At 43.0% G+C, this 17,438-nt stretch carries 15 protein-coding genes and 1 pseudogene; 8 read left to right on the plus strand and 8 right to left on the minus strand.

Annotation, left to right across the window (positions count from 1 at the left end):
* From E4T80_RS10525 to atoD, 6 genes and pseudogenes are all read right to left on the minus strand, one after another.
* Window positions 1–75, minus strand: a pseudogene (locus tag E4T80_RS10525) (IS1595 family transposase); the annotation flags it as partial.
* Window positions 76–221: 146 nt separating this feature from the next.
* Window positions 222–983, minus strand: coding sequence for a 3-hydroxybutyrate dehydrogenase (locus E4T80_RS10530; protein ID WP_135058198.1), 762 nt, complete (start codon window positions 981–983; stop codon window positions 222–224).
* Between the two features lie 31 nt (window positions 984–1,014).
* Window positions 1,015–2,196 carry an acetyl-CoA C-acetyltransferase gene (locus E4T80_RS10535; RefSeq protein WP_135058200.1) on the minus strand — a complete coding sequence of 394 codons (1,182 nt, stop codon included), beginning with the start codon at window positions 2,194–2,196 and terminating at the stop codon, window positions 1,015–1,017.
* Between the two features lie 18 nt (window positions 2,197–2,214).
* On the minus strand, window positions 2,215–3,558 hold the full coding sequence (locus E4T80_RS10540; protein WP_135058202.1) for a TIGR00366 family protein: 1,344 nt from the start codon (window positions 3,556–3,558) through the stop codon (window positions 2,215–2,217).
* Window positions 3,555–4,226, minus strand: a complete 672-nt coding sequence (locus E4T80_RS10545) for a 3-oxoacid CoA-transferase subunit B (RefSeq protein ID WP_047976232.1) — start codon at window positions 4,224–4,226, stop codon at window positions 3,555–3,557. The genes E4T80_RS10540 and E4T80_RS10545 overlap by 4 nt, the downstream gene beginning before the upstream one ends.
* 12 nt (window positions 4,227–4,238) lie before the next feature.
* Window positions 4,239–4,889: an acetate CoA-transferase subunit alpha gene (atoD, locus tag E4T80_RS10550; RefSeq protein ID WP_135058204.1), complete on the minus strand. Its 651-nt coding sequence runs from the start codon at window positions 4,887–4,889 to the stop codon at window positions 4,239–4,241.
* Window positions 4,890–5,213: 324 nt separating this feature from the next.
* On the opposite strand from atoD, the gene E4T80_RS10555 reads away from it, so the two are divergent.
* Window positions 5,214–6,113 (plus strand): LysR family transcriptional regulator, encoded by a 900-nt coding sequence (locus E4T80_RS10555; protein ID WP_135058249.1) that lies wholly within the window; start codon window positions 5,214–5,216, stop codon window positions 6,111–6,113.
* A 58-nt stretch (window positions 6,114–6,171) separates the two neighbouring features.
* On the opposite strand, the gene uxuA is transcribed toward E4T80_RS10555, so the two are convergent.
* A complete protein-coding gene (uxuA, locus tag E4T80_RS10560) occupies window positions 6,172–7,350 on the minus strand; it encodes a mannonate dehydratase (RefSeq protein WP_135058206.1) in 1,179 nt (392 codons plus the stop codon).
* 187 nt (window positions 7,351–7,537) lie between these two features.
* Between uxuA and E4T80_RS10565 the strand changes: the two genes are divergently transcribed.
* The 5 genes from E4T80_RS10565 (at window position 7,538) to uidA (ending at window position 14,232) form a co-directional block, all read left to right on the plus strand.
* Window positions 7,538–8,383, plus strand: coding sequence for an SDR family oxidoreductase (locus E4T80_RS10565; protein WP_135058208.1), 846 nt, complete (start codon window positions 7,538–7,540; stop codon window positions 8,381–8,383).
* Between the two features lies 1 nt (window position 8,384).
* Window positions 8,385–9,206, plus strand: a complete 822-nt coding sequence (locus E4T80_RS10570; protein ID WP_228064864.1) for an HAD family hydrolase — start codon at window positions 8,385–8,387, stop codon at window positions 9,204–9,206.
* 4 nt (window positions 9,207–9,210) lie between these two features.
* A complete protein-coding gene (locus E4T80_RS10575) occupies window positions 9,211–10,971 on the plus strand; it encodes a glycoside hydrolase family 3 protein (RefSeq protein WP_135058210.1) in 1,761 nt (586 codons plus the stop codon).
* A gap of 9 nt (window positions 10,972–10,980) precedes the next feature.
* Window positions 10,981–12,378 (plus strand): MFS transporter, encoded by a 1,398-nt coding sequence (locus tag E4T80_RS10580; RefSeq protein ID WP_228064863.1) that lies wholly within the window; start codon window positions 10,981–10,983, stop codon window positions 12,376–12,378.
* Between the two features lie 75 nt (window positions 12,379–12,453).
* Window positions 12,454–14,232, plus strand: a complete 1,779-nt coding sequence (uidA, locus tag E4T80_RS10585) for a beta-glucuronidase (protein ID WP_135058212.1) — start codon at window positions 12,454–12,456, stop codon at window positions 14,230–14,232.
* A 195-nt stretch (window positions 14,233–14,427) separates the two neighbouring features.
* On the opposite strand, the gene E4T80_RS10590 is transcribed toward uidA, so the two are convergent.
* Complete coding sequence (locus E4T80_RS10590; RefSeq protein WP_135058214.1) at window positions 14,428–15,408, minus strand: TRAP transporter substrate-binding protein; 981 nt, start codon at window positions 15,406–15,408, stop codon at window positions 14,428–14,430.
* 236 nt (window positions 15,409–15,644) lie between these two features.
* Between E4T80_RS10590 and E4T80_RS10595 the strand changes: the two genes are divergently transcribed.
* Window positions 15,645–16,127 (plus strand): TRAP transporter small permease, encoded by a 483-nt coding sequence (locus E4T80_RS10595; protein ID WP_135058216.1) that lies wholly within the window; start codon window positions 15,645–15,647, stop codon window positions 16,125–16,127.
* Window position 16,128: 1 nt separating this feature from the next.
* Window positions 16,129–17,430: a TRAP transporter large permease gene (locus E4T80_RS10600; protein WP_135058218.1), complete on the plus strand. Its 1,302-nt coding sequence runs from the start codon at window positions 16,129–16,131 to the stop codon at window positions 17,428–17,430.
* The last annotated feature ends 8 nt before the right edge of the window (window positions 17,431–17,438 follow it).

Here is a 17,438-nt window from a genome sequence, read left to right on the forward strand (position 1 = left end):
GCGAGCAGTAACACCCGCAATAAACAGTTCAATCAGTTTGTTTTGCTTGTACTGACTTAAACGACTTCTTCTCATAGGGATTATTCTAACCTGAAATTAGATTTCCCTAGTTATCTAGTACAGCCCCTTCTTTTCTGTATTGAACGTTAGATACCACCCGTTCATTGTTGCAAAAAATATCGCACAATGAACTGCTTGTTAGCCCATTGTGCGAGAAGGGATTAGCCGACAGTCCAACCGCCATCAATCGACAGGTTTGCGCCGGAAATTGAGCTTGCGGCATCAGAGCAGAGGAATTTCACAAACTCACCGATCTCTGCCGGTTCGATTAAGCGTTTTACCGCCGCTTTTTGTAGCATAATTTTGCTGATAACCTCTTGTTCGGAAATACCGTGATGTTTCGCCTGATCGGCGATTTGCTTATCAACTAACGGCGTTCTGACGTAAGCAGGGCAAATGGAATTTACCGTAATGCCGTATTCACCGCCTTCTAACGCAGCGGTTTTGGTGAAGCCGGCTAACCCGTGTTTAGCAGAAACATAGGCGGATTTAAACTCGGAGGCGACCAAGCCGTGAATGGAGTTTAAGTTAATCACCCGCCCCCAACGGTTTTGTTGCATATAGCGCCAACTGTATTTGGTGAGTAGGAAAGGGGCAGTGAGCATTAAATTCAGCATTAAATCCCAGCGATCTTCGGGAAAATCGGCAATAGGCGAAACAGTTTGGATACCGGCAACATTAACTAAAATGTCCACACCGCCGAATTGCTCAACAGCATAATCAACAACGGCTTTACAGTCTGCACGCTTGGATAAATCCGCTACGGTATATGCGGCGTGTAATCTTTGTGCTTCTTGTTGTAAAAGCGGTTGGTTAATATCCACCATAACGACCTTTGCACCGGCTTGTGCAAGATTTTGGCTGACCGCAAGACCGATACCGCTTGCTGCACCGGTAACAATCGCAATTTTTTTATTTAACATAGATAGCTCCTGTTGGTGTTGTGATGAGGGGTTAAAGGCGTTCAACGATCATTGCGATACCTTGACCACCGCCGATACATAATGTCGCTAGCCCTAGGGTTTTATTTCGAGCTTGGAGTGCATAAAGTAAGGTAACTAAAATTCTGGCTCCGCTTGCACCGATAGGGTGGCCAAGTGCGATCGCACCGCCATTTAGATTAGTTTTAGCCAAATCTAACTGCAGTTCCTTAGCAACCCCTAATGCTTGGGCGGCAAAGGCTTCATTAGCTTCGATCAAATCAATTTGATCTAAGTTTAATTGGGCTTTTGCCAACGCTTTTTTGACGGCGGGTACCGGCCCTAGCCCCATTACCTGCGGATTGTTTCCCGCACTGGCATAGCTGAGAATACGGGCTAAGGGGGTAAGCCCGAGCGCTTTGGCTTTGCTTTCTGTCATCAATAACAATGCAGCAGCGCCATCATTAAGACCGGAAGCATTACCGGCGGTAACAGTGCCGTCTTTGGTGAATGCGGGGCGTAGTTTGGCGAGGCTTTCGGCAGTTGTGCCAAAGGTCGGATGTTCGTCTTGGTTAAGGCATTGTTCGCCCTGACGGGTTTTGAGGATAACCGGGACGATTTCTGCAGAAAATGCACCGGATTCAACCGCTTGTTGTGCCAATGTTTGTGAACGAAGGGCAAATTGATCTTGTTCTGTGCGGCTTAATTGGTATTTTGTGGCAATATTTTCCGCGGTAATACCCATATGATAACGGTTGATGGCGCAGGTTAAACCGTCTTCCACCATTGTATCCCGTAGGGTTAAATTCCCCATTTTTGCACCGAAACGTGCTTTGCTGTCGAGCACATAGGGGGCTTGGCTCATATTTTCCATCCCTCCGACAATCACAATCTCGGCATCGCCGGCAGTAATCGCTTGTGCGCCAAGCACGACGGCTTTTAAACCGGAACCGCACACTTTATTGAGGGTAAACGAGGAAACATTGTCGCTAATGCCGGCTTTTAGGGCGGCTTGGCGGGCGGGATTTTGCCCTAAACCCGCTTGTAGAACGTTACCCATAATCACTTCGTCCACCTTTGAAGCGTCAATATTGGCACGTTTTAATACTTCATCAATCACAATTGCGCCTAAATCAATCGCACTGGTATGTGCTAAGCTGCCGCCGAAGCGGCCGATAGCGGTTCTTGCCGCACTGACAATCACAATATTTTCCATTATGTCCTCCTGTTAGATTTATAAGAAATAGAGTCCGATGACAAAGATAGGGGTGGTAAAAATGAGTGTAGTAATGCAGTAACCCATAATATCTCTCACCCCTAATCCTGCGATACCGAGGGCGGGAAGCGCCCAAAACGGTTGTGCCATATTTGCCCACATATCGCCGTAGGCGATAGTCATTACCGATTTGCCTAAATCGGCTTCAAGGGAGAGGGCGGCAGGAATGACAAACGGGTCTTGAACAACCCAGTGTCCGCCACCGGACGGCACGGCAAAATTGATGAGGGCAGAGCTAAAGAAGGTTAACAGCGGGAATGTGTCTTTATTGGAGATGTTGACGAAAAATTCGGTAATCATTCCGCCTAGACCGGAGTGTTCCATCATTAGCTGCATTCCGGCGTAAAATGGGAACTGAATAAGAATACCTGCGGTACTGCGAGCGGCATTGGTGATTGCTCTCACATAAGCGGCAGGCGATCCGTGTAGTAAAATACCCGTCATTAAGAAAATGAGATTGACAGTATTGATGGTGAGACTAAATCCGTTTTGAAAGAAAGAGATCGCCAAATAACTAAACCCAGTGCCGGCAATCAGATAAGCTAATAGACGGCTTTCTTCAATTTTTTCGGCAAGAGTTGCCGTGTGATCAAGTGTTTTGCTGAAGTCCGGATCGGGTTGTAATAATTGAGGATTAACGGTGCGAACATCACCGCCTTTCGGGTTCATCATTCGGGTAATAAAAGGCAGGCAAATAAGTAGCATTAGAATGATAAAAAGGTTGTAGCCGGTGAATAGGGTTTGATTGACGGGGACGATGCCGAGAGGGTTGGTATCGGAGCTGATGAGGTGGGCGATCGGGTTATTGGGGGTGGCGGCTTGTAACGGCATTGAACCGGAAAATCCGCCGCCCCACGTCATAAAGCCGATATAAGCACAAGCAATCAGTAAGGCATAATCCGTTCCTTGAATACGGCGGGCGACCTCTTTGGCAAACATCGCCCCGACAACTAAACCAAATCCCCAGTTGATCGCACAAGCGGCGGCACTCATAAAGGTAACTAGCATAACACCTTGTGCCGGCGTTTTAGCGATAGATGCCGTTATGCCGAGACAGCGGCGGATCTGCGGAGCAGAGGCAAGCGCATTACCTGTTACAACGACTATTGCCATTTGCATACTAAAAGCGAGCAGATTCCAAAAGCCGTTACCCCACATATTAACGAGTTGTATCGGGTTATGATCGGTAAGTCCCCAAGCGCAGAAGAAAATGACGATGCTTAAAAGTACCGCCAGGACAAGCGGCTCCGGCATATAGCGGCTGACAAGTGTTGTCGTACAGCGGGCGATACGGTTAATCATACGACTAATCCTTTTTCACTGATGATCATTTGTTTAAAATCATCGGCAACAATAAAATCCGCCTCTGTTTTTGCTTGAATGGTTGCTAAATCGACGTTAGGGGCGTGTTCTTTTAAAACCAGTTTGCCTTGTTCAAATTCAAAAACCGCCAGTTCGGTTACAATCATTTTGACTTTATTGAGTGCGGTTAGAGGTAAGCTGCACTGTTTTAAAATTTTAGATGCACCGGATTTGGCGCAGTGTTCCATTCCAATGATGACTTTTTTCGCACCGGTGACTAAATCCATTGCTCCTCCCATTCCCGGCACCATTTTGCCCGGTACCATCCAATTGGCGAGATTAGCTTGCTGATCGACCTCTAATCCGCCCAGCACGCAGGCATCAATATGCCCTCCTCTGATGAGTGCGAAAGAAAAGGCACTGTCAAAAAAAGCGCCGTCTGCTTTTATGCCACAAGGTTGCCCGCCGGCATTCACAATATTAGGGTTATCATTTTGCGGATCGTGCGCCGTGAGACCTAAGAAGCCGTTTTCGGATTGCAGGGTAATATCAATATGATCAGGCAAATAATTGGCGACTAGTGTCGGTAGCCCAATGCCGAGATTGACGATATCGCCGTTTTGAAGCTCCATTGCAATACGGCGCGCGATTAATTCTTTTGCGTTCATACGATGTCTCCCTTAATAGCTTGGAACGAGGTAATCAACTAGCATTGCCGGTGTCATAACCTGATTTGGATCAAGTGTGCCTGCTTTGACGATTTTATCTGCTTGCACGATAACGGTTTTGGCGGCCAGTGCCATTAGCGGATTAAAGTTGCGGGCGGCACCGTTGTAAATGAGATTACCGTTTTCATCGGCAATATCGGCTTTGAGGATCGCAATATCGGCGGTGAGCGGGCGTTCTAACAAGTAAGTCGTACCGTCGATCTCTATTTTTTGTTTGCCTTGTTCTACGACTGTCCCTACCCCTGTCGGTGTTAAAATTCCGCCTAAACCGGCGCCACCTGCCCGAATACGTTCGGCAAATGTTCCCTGTGGGATGAGTTCGACCTCAATTTCACCTGAAATCATTTTTTTGCCGGTTTCCGGATTCGTGCCAATGTGGGAAGCAGCAATTTTTTTCACTCGATTTTGTACAATTAACGGCCCTACACCGTTATGTACTTGGGCTGTGTCGCTACAAATCAGATGAATATCGTGAATATCACTCTCTAAAATCGCTTGTACGATTTTTTCAGGTGTTCCGATACCCATAAAACCACCGGACATTATGGTCATACCGTTAAAAAAATGACGGGGTAGCTCAGCGAGAGGAATGAGTTTTGACATAGTCTGCTCCAAAGTCTATTTCATCAGAAATATTTATAATAAAAAGTGGGATTCACCGCTTAAACCAAGCGTTGTATTTGATTTAATGGTAAGATGTAAGAAATTTAATCGTTTATAGGCAAATCAGTCGTATATTAAGATCTATTTTAAAAGCAAATACCTATCAATTTTTGTTGTTTAAAAAAGGATAGCAAAAGAGATTGGTGATTAGAAATACAGATTTTTTAGCCACCTATAAATTTTATTAATAGTTTTGGTGAGGAACGGATACTGCAAGCGGTCGAAACCGTCATATTTTTTGTAATGTTATTTGAGGAGGTTGTCGTGGATATTCGGCATTTACGTTATTTTATCGCTATTGTGGAAAATAACTTTAATTTGAGTAAGACGGCTCAAAACCTTTATATTTCACAACCGGCATTAAGTATGATGATTGCTGATTTTGAAAATAAAGAAGATATTCAATTATTTAAACGTCTAAATGGGAAAATAGTCGGCTTAACTTATATTGGTGAGAATTATTATAATGATGCAAAGGAGATCATCAGTAAATATAATGAAATGCATCGTAATTTACATAAGGAGAATAAGGAAATATTAGGCGAAATCGCTATTGGTATTCCGCCATTAATTTTATCGGTTATTTTTCCTGACGTAATGCCAAAAATGATATTAAATCATCCAACAATTCAGTTTGAAATAAAAGAGAAAGGTGCATTTGCTTTAAAAAGCGAGCTATTATTAGAGCAGGTTGATTTTGCAGTGCTGCTTTATCCGGAGGGGATTTCTAAAAATATTATTGATTCCTTTGAAATTCATCATTCCGAGTTATCCGTGTTTCTTTCGCCCTCTCACCCTTTAGCCCATAAGGAAGTGATTGAATGGCAGGACTTAAATAAAGCGAAAATGGCGATTTTTGACTATACGTTTATGATATCGCATCAATTAAAAGATGCATTTGAACGGCATAATATTTACCCTAATATTATTATTGAATCGAGTTCTTGGGATTTTATGTTAAGTGCCGTAAAGTTAAATTCGGATATATTAACAATATTACCTTACCCGATTGCACAGCAGTATTCTTCTACAGATTTTATTTGTCGAAAGATTAGAGATCCGATTTTATGGCGGGTAACACTTTGCCGCTTAAAGAAAAATAATTATTCAACAGTGGAAAACTATATTTTTGATTTATTATTAAGGGCATTTAAAATTAAATAAACAAGCGGTCTTTTTACAAAATTTTGAATAAAAATAACCGCTTGTAGCGCTATTTTACTTAAAAATAAGCCCGTTTTAACGCAAATTCTAATCCTCGCAGTTCGGCAAGACCTCTTAAACGCCCAATGGCAGAGTAGCCGGGATTGGTTTTTTTGTGCAAGTCATCAAGCATTTGATGCCCGTGATCGGGACGCAGAGGAATTGGACGAAAATCGCCTATCCCTTGGCGGCGGCGTTCCTCCGCTAACAGTGTTTTGACGACCTCAAACATATCTACATCTCCGGCAAGGTGATCGGCTTCGTGAAAACTGAGCGGGTTTTGCTCCCGCTGTGTTGAACGCAAATGTGCAAAGTAAATGCGATCGGCAAATTTTTCTGTCATTGCGACTAAATCATTATCCGAGCGTACCCCGTATGAGCCGGTACACATTGTAAAACCGTTTGCGGGGAGATTGACGGTATCAATCAGCCATTGCATATCTTCAGCACAGGACACGATGCGGGGTAAGCCCAAGATTGCGCGTGGGGGATCGTCCGGGTGTATTGCCATTCTGATGCCGACTTCTTGCGCAACAGGTATGATTTTTTTGAGGAAATAGGCGAGATGTTCACGGAATTTTTCCGTTGAGATGCCGTTATAGCGATCGAGTTGAGCTTGAAATGCTTGCAAAGTATAGCCTTCCTCTGATCCTGGTAGCCCGGCAATGATATTATGCGTTAGCTTCTGTTTATCGGCTTCTCTCATTTGATCAAAATAGCTTTTCGCTTCACGTTGCTCGCTTTCGGTATAGCTTAGGTAAGCATTCGGACGTTGCAGAATATAAAGCTCAAAAGCACAGAAAGCAACTTGATCGAAGCGTAATGCTTTTGAACCGTCGGGCATTTGGTATTCCAAATCGGTTCTTGTCCAATCAAGTACCGGCATAAAATTGTAGCAGACCGTATCAATCCCGCATCGTGCCAAATTGCGTAATGTTTGTTGGTAATTTGCAATCCATTGCTCGAATTGCCCCGTTTGTGTTTTGATCTCCTCGTGTACCGGCACACTTTCAACCACCGACCAAGTTAAGCCTTTCGCCTCAATCACGACTTTACGTTTTTGGATTTCCGCTATTTCCCATACTTGCCCGTTCGGTATATGGTGTAGCGCGGTAACAATTCCTGTCGCACCGGCTTGTTTTATATCATCTAAAGATACGGGGTCGCTTTCCCCATACCAACGCCACGTTTGTTCCATTTTTTACTCCCAATTAATTTCGCATCACAAAATAGAATGAGATTATTTTAGTATAGTTTTGTTTTGTTTGGTAAACCAAAATGGTTGTTTTGTGAGATGGATCACAAAATCAATATTTTTTGGTATTCCAAATTGTGAAAAAGGGATAAAGTGATGTCAGTTTAATCAGAAATAAATCGGAGAATGTATGAGTATTGCGAAAAAACATAATTTTACGGGAAAAGTCATTGTGATAACGGGAGCAGGAGGCGTTTTATGTGCTTACTTTGCAAAAGAGTTGGCTAAAACCGGGGCAAAAATTGCCTTGTTAGATATTAACGTAGCACAAGCGGCGGCTTATGCGGCGGAAATTACCGCTGAGGGCGGGGTTGCAAAAGCCTACCAAACCAATGTGCTGGATCTTGCAAGTCTTGAAGCTACTCGGCAGGCGGTATTAGCGGATTTGGGTAGCTGCGATATTTTAATTAACGGCGCAGGCGGGAATAGCCCTAAAGCGACAACCGATAATGAATTTCACGAGTTTGATCTGCCGGCACAAACAAAATCGTTTTTCGATTTAGATAAATCAGGGATTGAGTTTGTGTTTAATTTGAATTATCTCGGCACGCTATTACCAACCCAAGTCTTTGCTAAGGATATGATGGGTAAGCAAGGCGCAAATATCATCAATATTTCGAGTATGAATGCCTATACGCCACTGACAAAAATTCCGGCGTATTCCGGTGCAAAGGCTGCAATTAGCAATTTCACACAGTGGTTGGCCGTGCATTTTTCTCACATTGGTATCCGTTGTAATGCGATTGCTCCGGGCTTCTTAGTCAGCAATCAAAATAGAGCCTTATTGTTTGATGAGCAAGGTAATCCGACCCCAAGAGCAAATAAAATTCTAGTAAATACACCAATGGGACGTTTTGGTGAGGCTCACGAATTGTTAGGCGGTATTCTCTTTTTGATGGATGAACATTACGCCAGCTTTGTTAATGGCGTGATCTTATCGATAGATGGCGGTTTTTCCGCTTATAGCGGGGTGTGATATGGGGTTTGAGAAAAATCACAATGTGATTGTATGTATTGATTCCGATGGTTGTGCAATGGATACAATGAATTTAAAACACCAACGCTGTTTTGGTCCCTACGCCGTTGAAGTATTTGGCTTGAGAGATCGGGAACGCTTTATTGCGATTTGGGATCGGCTGAATTTGTATTCGCAGACTCGGGGTATAAATAGGTTTAAAGGCTTGGTGTTAGGGTTAAAAGCGTATGGTTATGAGTTGGATATTCAACATTTAACCGATTGGGTAAATAGTAGTCGCGAGCTTTCAAACAGATCTCTAATGGCGGAGCTTGAACGAGTTGGCTCGGCAGATTTACGGTTAGCGCTAGATTGGTCGGAAAAGGTCAATGAGGGAATCAAGGCTCTGCGTCATCAAGATGCACCTTTTGACAATGTTAAACGTTCCCTTGAGATAATAACGCAGTTTGCCGATGTTGCTGTGGTGAGTTCGGCAAATAATGATGCCATTATTGATGAATGGAGCCGTCATCATCTTTTGCCTTATGTGAATGTTATTTTCGGTCAGGAACAAGGCTCAAAAGCCTTTGCATTAAATCAGTTAAAACAATACGGCTATCAGCCGGAACAGATTTTAATGGTGGGCGATTCTCCGGGGGATTTGGATGCCGCCCAAGAGGCTCAAACTCTCTTTTTTCCTATTTTGTGTCATCAGGAATCAGAAAGTTGGGATCGTCTTGTATTGGAAGCCTTAGGAAAGTTGGTTTTCCAAAAATTTGACGATACTTATCAGCTGCAACTCATTGCAACATTTCAACAACATCTCACCGCTTCAGAGGAGTAACATTATGTCAGTCGATTTAAGCAAACGCCCGTTCTATCTTAGTCCGGACGATATACAGTGGGTTAAACAAACCATTGCCGGTATGAGTTTAGAAGAAAAAATCGGGCAGCTCTTTGTCAATATGGGATCAAGCAGAACGGAAGAATACCTCACGGAAATGGTGAGTAAGTACCATATCGGCGCAGTACGTTACAACCCTGCAAAGGCAGAGGAAGTCTATGATCAAAATCTGATTTTGCAGACACAAAGTAAGATCCCGTTGCTGATTGCGGCAAACACTGAAGCGGGTGGAAATGGTGCCTGTACAGATGGCACGGAAATCGGTGTTCAAGTGAAAATTGGTGCAACGGCAAATGCGGAATATGCCTACCAAATGGGGAGAGTCGCAGGTGTTGAAGCGGCTGCGATTGGTTGTAATTGGAGCTTTGCCCCGATTGTCGATATCAATTATAACTGGCGTAATCCTATTATTTCTAATCGTTCTTTTGGCTCTGATCCGGATTTGGTGCTTGAAATGGCGTTAGCTTATATGAAAGGGATTCAAGAAAGTGGGATTGCACCGGCAGCTAAGCATTTTCCCGGCGATGGCGTTGATGAGCGGGATCAGCACTTATCGTTTAGTGTGAATAGTTTTTCTTGTGAGCAATGGGATCGAACATTCGGTAAGGTTTACCAAGGGCTGATTGATGCCGATTTACCTTCAATTATGGCGGGTCATATTTATTTACCTGCCTATGAAAAGTATTTTAATCCGAGTTTGCAAGATGAAGATTGCCTCCCTGCCACCCTTTCTAAGCCTTTATTAACCGATTTATTACGGGGTAAGCTCAATTTTAACGGTGTGATTGTAACTGATGCCAGTCATATGGTTGCAATGACTTCGGCGATGAAGCGGAGCGAAATGTTGCCGGCCGCGATTGCTGCGGGGTGTGATTTATTCCTCTTTTTTAATGATCCCGATGAAGATTTTGGCTATATGTTGGACGGATACCGTAATGGCATTATTTCAGATGAGCGTTTAGAGGCGGCTCTACAACGTATTTTAGGATTAAAAGCGCATTTAGGCTTGCATAAAAAAGCGAAAGGACAGTGCTTGTTACCGAAGGCGGAGGCTCTCGCAAAAATCGGATTACCGGAAAATAAAGCGATATTTAGAGAAGTGGCGGATAAGGCGATTACACTGGTGAAGAATAAACAGGCTGTTTTTCCGATTACCCCCGAAAAATACGCTAGAGTTCTGCTCGTGAATGTGAAAGGCGTAGAGGGTGGTTTTGGCAAAATGGTTGCGGGTAATCGACCAAGTGCAGTTGCAATTTTACAGGAGAAACTGACCGCTTGCGGTTTTGAGACGACGATTTACCACTCGCCGATGGCGGATATTTTGAAAATGTCCGATGAAGATCAAGTTAAGACAATCCGTAATGAGTATTCACAAAAACGTCCGATTGCCGAGTTGGTCAATCGCTATGACTTAATTATTAATGTTGCCGATGTCCATATGAGTACGGTTCAACGTATTGTGTGGCAGGCAACGAAAGGTACGCCGGATATTCCGTTCTATGTTCACGAAATTCCAACCATTTTTGTTTCCGTACAATGCCCGTTTCACCTCGCCGATGTGCCTCAAGTGAAAACCTATATCAATGCGTATGACGGTAAGCCCGATACAATGGCACTATTAGTTGACAAAATGATGGGGCGTTCCGAGTTTAAAGGTGTTAGTCCGGTCGATGCCTATTGCGGCTTTAAAGATAGCTATATTTAGGGGGAGAATATGAACATAAGACCTTTCGGCTTAAAAGATAAAGTCGCCTATATGGCGGGGGATATTGCCAATGACTTTAGTTTTATTATGTCCTCTTCTTTCTTAATGCTGTTTTATACCAATGTATTAGAAATAGAGGGCTATGTTGTTGGTTTACTATTTTTAATCGCCCGAGTATTGGATGCGTTCACCGATGTTGGTATGGGGAGATTGGTCGATACCATAATGCCGTTTAAGGAAGGACGTTTTCGCGGGATCATTAAGCGAGCAGCACCTTTTGTTTGTGTGAGCGGTTTTTTACTTTTCCTGCATATCGTGAAAGATTGGGCATATCCTTACAAGTTAGCCTATGTTGTGGTTACCTATTTGCTGTGGGGGAGTTTTGCTTACACGGCGGTAAATATTCCTTACGGTTCAATGGCAACGGTGATTAGCACTAAACCGGAGGATCGTGCCACACTGTCTGTGTTTAGAACAATGGGAGCAAATATTGCGGTGCTTTTTATTTCATTTTTTGTGCCGTTATTAGTCTATAAGGAGATTGGTGGTAAGCAAGTGATTGTCCCTGAAATGTTCACGGTAATTATGGGAATTTTTATGGTTATCGCATTTTTCCTTTATCAATATTGTTGGAAAAATACGATTGAACGGGTTCAACTTCCCGTACAACAGCGTAGAAATCACCGTCAGGAACGATGTTTTGATGATATTAAAGCGATATTTACCAGCCTGTTGGGGAATAAGGCATTGATGATATTCATCTTAGTCGCAATCATTTTGTTATTGGCAAACTTGCTGATTGGTACGATGAACCCTTATTTATATGTAGATTATTTTAATAGTAAGTTTGCGCTATCTGTCGGCGGAATGTTACCGGTGATTGCCACCTTTGCCATTGCACCTTTTGCACAGGTTTTAGTTAAAAAATTCGGTAAGAAAGAGTCTGCGGCAGTGGCACTATTGTTCACCGGAATCGTTTATCTTATTTTGTTCTTTTTAAAAATCAGCAATGTTTGGGTTTATTTAGCGATAGCCTTATTTGCTTTGCTCGGTTTGAACTATTTTATGGTAGTCATTTGGGCATTTATTACCGATATTATTGATCATCAGTATCTTAAAACACATAGACGGGAAGACGGCACGATTTATGCGGTTTATTCCTTTGCCCGCAAAGTAGGGCAAGCACTTGCCGGTGGTTTGGGCGGTTTTGCATTAAGTTTTATCGGCTATATGGCAAATGCCCCGGTGCAAACACCAGAAACGCTAAATGCGATTTATCGTGTCGCAACCCTAGTACCGGCATTATCCTGCATTGTGATCTTCTTCATCTTACAATTTTGGTATCCGTTATCCAAAGAGATTGTGGATCGAAATGTTGCCGCTTTAGAAAAAGCGAACCGTTCTTAATCTGATAAGCGGTTGTTTGTAAGGCAAAATTTGCAAAACAACCGCCCTTCCTACCCTCAAAAATAAGGAGATATTATGTTGTACCCTCTTGCAACCGAAACTCGAGAACTGATTGATTTAAGTGGTGAATGGCAATTTAAATTTGCCAATCACACTGACTGGCAATCGATAGCCGTCCCCGCATCCTTTAATGATCAGCTTGTGCTTAGTGAATGTAAGAACTATGTCGGTGATTTTTGCTATCAAACCGAGTTTTATCTGACACCGGCAATGTTAAAGGAGCGGATTTTTATCCGATTTGGTTCGGTGAGCCACTTTGCACAAGTTCGGATTAACGATCAAACAATAGGTGAATATCAGGGCGGGTTTACCCCGTTTGAATTTGAGATTACACAAGTGGTGAGATTAGGGAAAAATCTTGTCAGAGTAGATGGCAATAACATTCTCAATAATTCAACTCTGCCCGTAGGAAACTATTCGGAATACCAAAATGAACAAGGTGAAATGAGGAAGAAGGTCAGCGAAAATTTTGACTTCTTTAATTACGCAGGTATTCATCGACCGGTAAAAATTTGGACGAAACCGCAAAGCTATATTGAGGATATTACCATTACTTACGAACTGGAACAGACACGGGCGCAGGTTAATGTCGCACTGATGTTACAGGGCGATTGGGATAGTGCGAAGATAAGGATTTTTGACGAAAATGATCAAGAAGTTGCCTATTCCGAGGGATTGGCTTGCCAGCAACTGACGATTGAAAATGTCGTCCGTTGGCAGCCACGCAATGCTTATCTCTATAAGATGCAGGTAATGTTATACCAAAACGAGCAGTGTCTGGATAGTTATACGGAGACCTTTGGAATGCGTACCGTTGAGATTAAAGATAATCAGTTTTTGATCAATGATAAACCGTTTTATTTTAAAGGTTACGGGCGGCACGAGGATACGCATTTTAACGGCCGTGGGTTGAACAATGCGGCGAATATATTAGATACCAATTTAATGAAGTGGCAGGGGGCAAACTCATTTAGAACCTCTCATTATCCCTACTCGGAAGAGATGATGCGGCTGGCGGATCGGGAAGGATTTGTGGTGATTGATGAAACGACTGCGGTAGGGCTGATGCATAATTTTGGCGCAGGATTAATTAATGATCCAGCGGAACAAGACATTAATACTTGGCAGAAATACACGACAATGGAAGCTCACCGTCAGGTTATCAAGGAATTGATTCAACGGGATAAAAATTATGCTTGCGTGGTAATGTGGTCGATTGCAAACGAGCCGTCTTCAGCAGAAGAAGGGGCATACGAATACTTTAAGCCTCTGTTTGATCTCGCGAGAGAATGTGATCCGCAAAAACGTCCGTGCTGTTTTGTGAATATTATGCTCGCGCCGGCAGGGAAAGATTTGGTTATGGCGCTAAGCGATGTTATTTGCCTTAACCGCTATTATGGGTGGTATGTCAATACCGCCGATCTTTCTCAAGCGAAGAAGGCATTACAAGCAGAATTAGAGTATTGGCATACCTTATTTCCGAACAAGCCGATAATGTTCACGGAATATGGTGCAGATACGGTGGCAGGTTTGCACGATATGGATTTCAATACCCCGTTTACTGAAGAGTTTCAGATTGAATATTATAAAGCGCATCACGAGGTAATTGACAAACTGCCTTACTTTATCGGGGAGCAGGTTTGGAACTTCGCTGATTTCCAAACCAAATACGGTACTTTCAGGGTACAGGGTAATAAAAAAGGGCTATTTACCCGTACTCGTGAGCCGAAAATGGCGGCTCATTATTTCAAAGAGCGTTGGAACAGCATTCCCCATTTCGACTATAAAAGCTGATTTGGCTGAATAACAAGCGGTGGGATAGCACTCAATTTTTGCAAAACAGCACAGTATAAAGAGATCGGGGCACAATGTTATATTGGTGTCCCGATATATGTTGAATAGGCGATTGAATATGATTAGAGGTTAATCACAGTAGTAAGAGATGACTGTTAAAAAACAGTATAATCCGACCGCTTGTATATTATGAGGTTATTCAATCGCTTTAATTTTCTCGATCAGTTTATATAGATCGGGATGAGTTTGCTGAATCTCCTGATACATTGGTTCAACATCCTGTTTAAAGGCGGCTTTTTCAACCTCAACAAATGTTACCCCCTGTTTTATGGCTTTCTGCTTTTCTTGATTTTCTGAATTTGCCCACAGTTCAAACATTTTTTCCGTGGTTTGTTGTGCCGCACTTTCAAGTGCTTGGCGGTTTTCTGGTGTGAGCGTATTCCACACTTTAGTCGAAATCACCAAGACATCAGGCACCATTGTGTGTTCGTCTTGGCTGAATATCGGGCTGACTTCGTGGTGGCGGCTAAGGGTGTAAGACGGAATATTATTTTCAGCGGCATCGACAACGTTTTGTTGTAGAGCCGTATAAAGTTCACCGTAAGCAAGTGGCGTTGGATTACCGCCTAACGCTTTTACCATATTAACGGCAGTTGGGCTTGGCTGAACCCTCACTTTGAGCCCTTTCAGATCATCAGGGTGCTTTATTGCTTTTGCGGCATAAAAACTTCTTGCACCGGCATCTAAGTAGGCGAGTCCGATAAAACCGTTATCACTGGAGGCCTGTAAAATGGTTTTGCCTAAAGGGCTACGCAGGACATTATGGTATTGAGATTTGTCTTTGAACAGATAAGGGAGATTGTAAACCCCATATTGTTTAGAAAAGGCTTCCAGCTCTGCCGCATTGGATTTTGCTAATGCTAATGCCCCTTTTTGCACTAATTCTAATGATTCCCGTTGTGTGCCGAGTTGAGCATCCGAGTAAATCCGAATTTTTAATTCTCCTTGCGATAGCTCATTGGTTTTTTCGGCAAAAAATTGTAAGGCGTGATGTACCGGGTGAGATTTATTCTGGTTATGGCTGAGTTTCAATGTGGTTGCGGCATTGCTATTGGCGGATAGCAGTGCGCACCCTATTGTTAGTAATGTTAAGCGGAAATGTTTAGTCAAGCACATAGCAACTCCTTCGTGAAATAAATTGGTAAATAAAATAACCCTGCATTTGCGAGGTTGGGCGATATTATCTACACCAAGGTATTCCAAAAGCAATGTAAACGATCTAAAAGTGTGATATAAATCACATATTTTTCTATTTGGTATTCCAAAATTAAAAATGTGTGAACAAGATCACAGAAAAATATTATTGCTGTTGTTATAGTAGCCATATCGTTTAAATCAAAGGCGTAGCCGATATGATAAAGAAACTTAATAAACTCGTGGCAGGGTTGATCATTGGGATTTTTTCCATTTTGGTTGGGTGTGTGGTATGGCAGGTCATCTCTCGGTATGTCCTTGGGGCACCAAGTATTGCCACAGATGAAATCGCCCGTTTTTTGTTTATGTGGGTTGGACTGATTGGTGCGGCTTATGCAATGGGTCTAAAACAACATTTGGCGATCGATCTGCTGTTGATGAGACAAAAAGGTAAGCGAAAAATCGGCTTGCAACTGTTCATTCTAGCCGTGATGCTCATTTTTGCAGTATCCGTTTTGATTTATAGTGGTATGCAACTTGTCATTGATACTTATTTGAGCGGTCAAGTTTCGCCGTCTTTAGGAATAAGTATGGGGTGGGTTTACCTCTGTTTACCGTTATCCGGAGGCATTATGTTGGTTTATCTCGTGGCGGAGATCACGCATAACCTGCAACAACTGACGAAACTTGAGGGGATCTAAAATGGAGTGGCTTGCTATTTTCATTTTATTTGGCAGCTTTGCATTATTATTGGCGTTGTCTGTGCCAATTTCTTTTGCCATTGTGCTTGCTACGTTTTTGACGATTTGCGTGTCTTTACCCTTTGATTCCGCTTTAATGGTCGTTACGCAAAAATTGGCGTCTGGGCTGGATAATTTTGCATTGCTTGCTATTCCGTTTTTTATTTTGTCCGGCAATATTATGAATCGTGGTGGGATTGCTTTACGCTTGATTGAGCTGGCAAAAATTCTTGGGGCGAGATTACCCGGCTCATTGTTTCACTGTAATGTGTTGGCAAATATGATGTTTGGATCGATTTCCGGTTCGGCAGTGGCATCGGCAGCCGCAATGGGCGGGATAATGTCGCCGCTGCAGAAAAAAGAGGGCTATGATCCGGAATTGTCCGCTGCGGTGAATATTGCCTCTTGTCCGACAGGCTTGCTTATTCCGCCGAGTAATACCTTGATTGTTTATTCCCTTGTTTCCGGCGGTACGTCCATTTCCGCACTCTTTTTAGCCGGTTACTTACCGGGTATTTTAATGGGGTTAGGAGTAATGTTGGTTGCAGGCTTTATTGCTCGGAAACGAGGTTATGCAAAGGGAGAAAAAGCCTCTTGTGCGCAAATTCTAAAATGTACGCTTGATGCGCTGCCTTCGTTGTTACTTATTTTTATTGTGATTGGGGGCATTATTGCCGGGGTATTTACGGCTACGGAAGCCTCTGCGATTGCAGTCGTTTATACCTTGATTTTGTCGATGGTGATTTATCGAGAAATCAAATTGCGTGAATTGCCGAAAATCATTTTAGAGTCAAGCGTAACAACTGCCATTGTTTTATTGCTGATCGGCGCATCTTCCGGTATGTCGTGGGCAATGGCGAATGCGGATATTCCTTATTTAATCCAAGATGCGTTTCTTTACATATCAGAGAACCCGATCGTGATTCTGCTGGCAATTAACCTACTGTTGTTGATTGTCGGCACCTTTATGGATATGACGCCGGCAGTGCTGATTTTCACTCCGATTTTCCTGCCGATTGCAACGGATATCGGTATTGATCCGGTACATTTCGGCATAATGATGACCTTTAACTTATGTCTCGGTATTTGTACACCACCGGTCGGCAGTGCGTTATTTATTGGCTGCTCGGTGTCCGGGGTGAGTATTGATAAAGTTATTAAAACGATGTTGCCGTTTTTCTTCATTCTGCTGATAAGCCTGTTACTCGTAACCTTTATGCCGAATATCAGCCTTATTTTGCCGAAGTTATTGCTGAATTATTGATAGGGAGG

This window comes from Muribacter muris (genome assembly GCF_004569585.1).
Classification (GTDB): domain Bacteria; phylum Pseudomonadota; class Gammaproteobacteria; order Enterobacterales; family Pasteurellaceae; genus Muribacter; species Muribacter muris.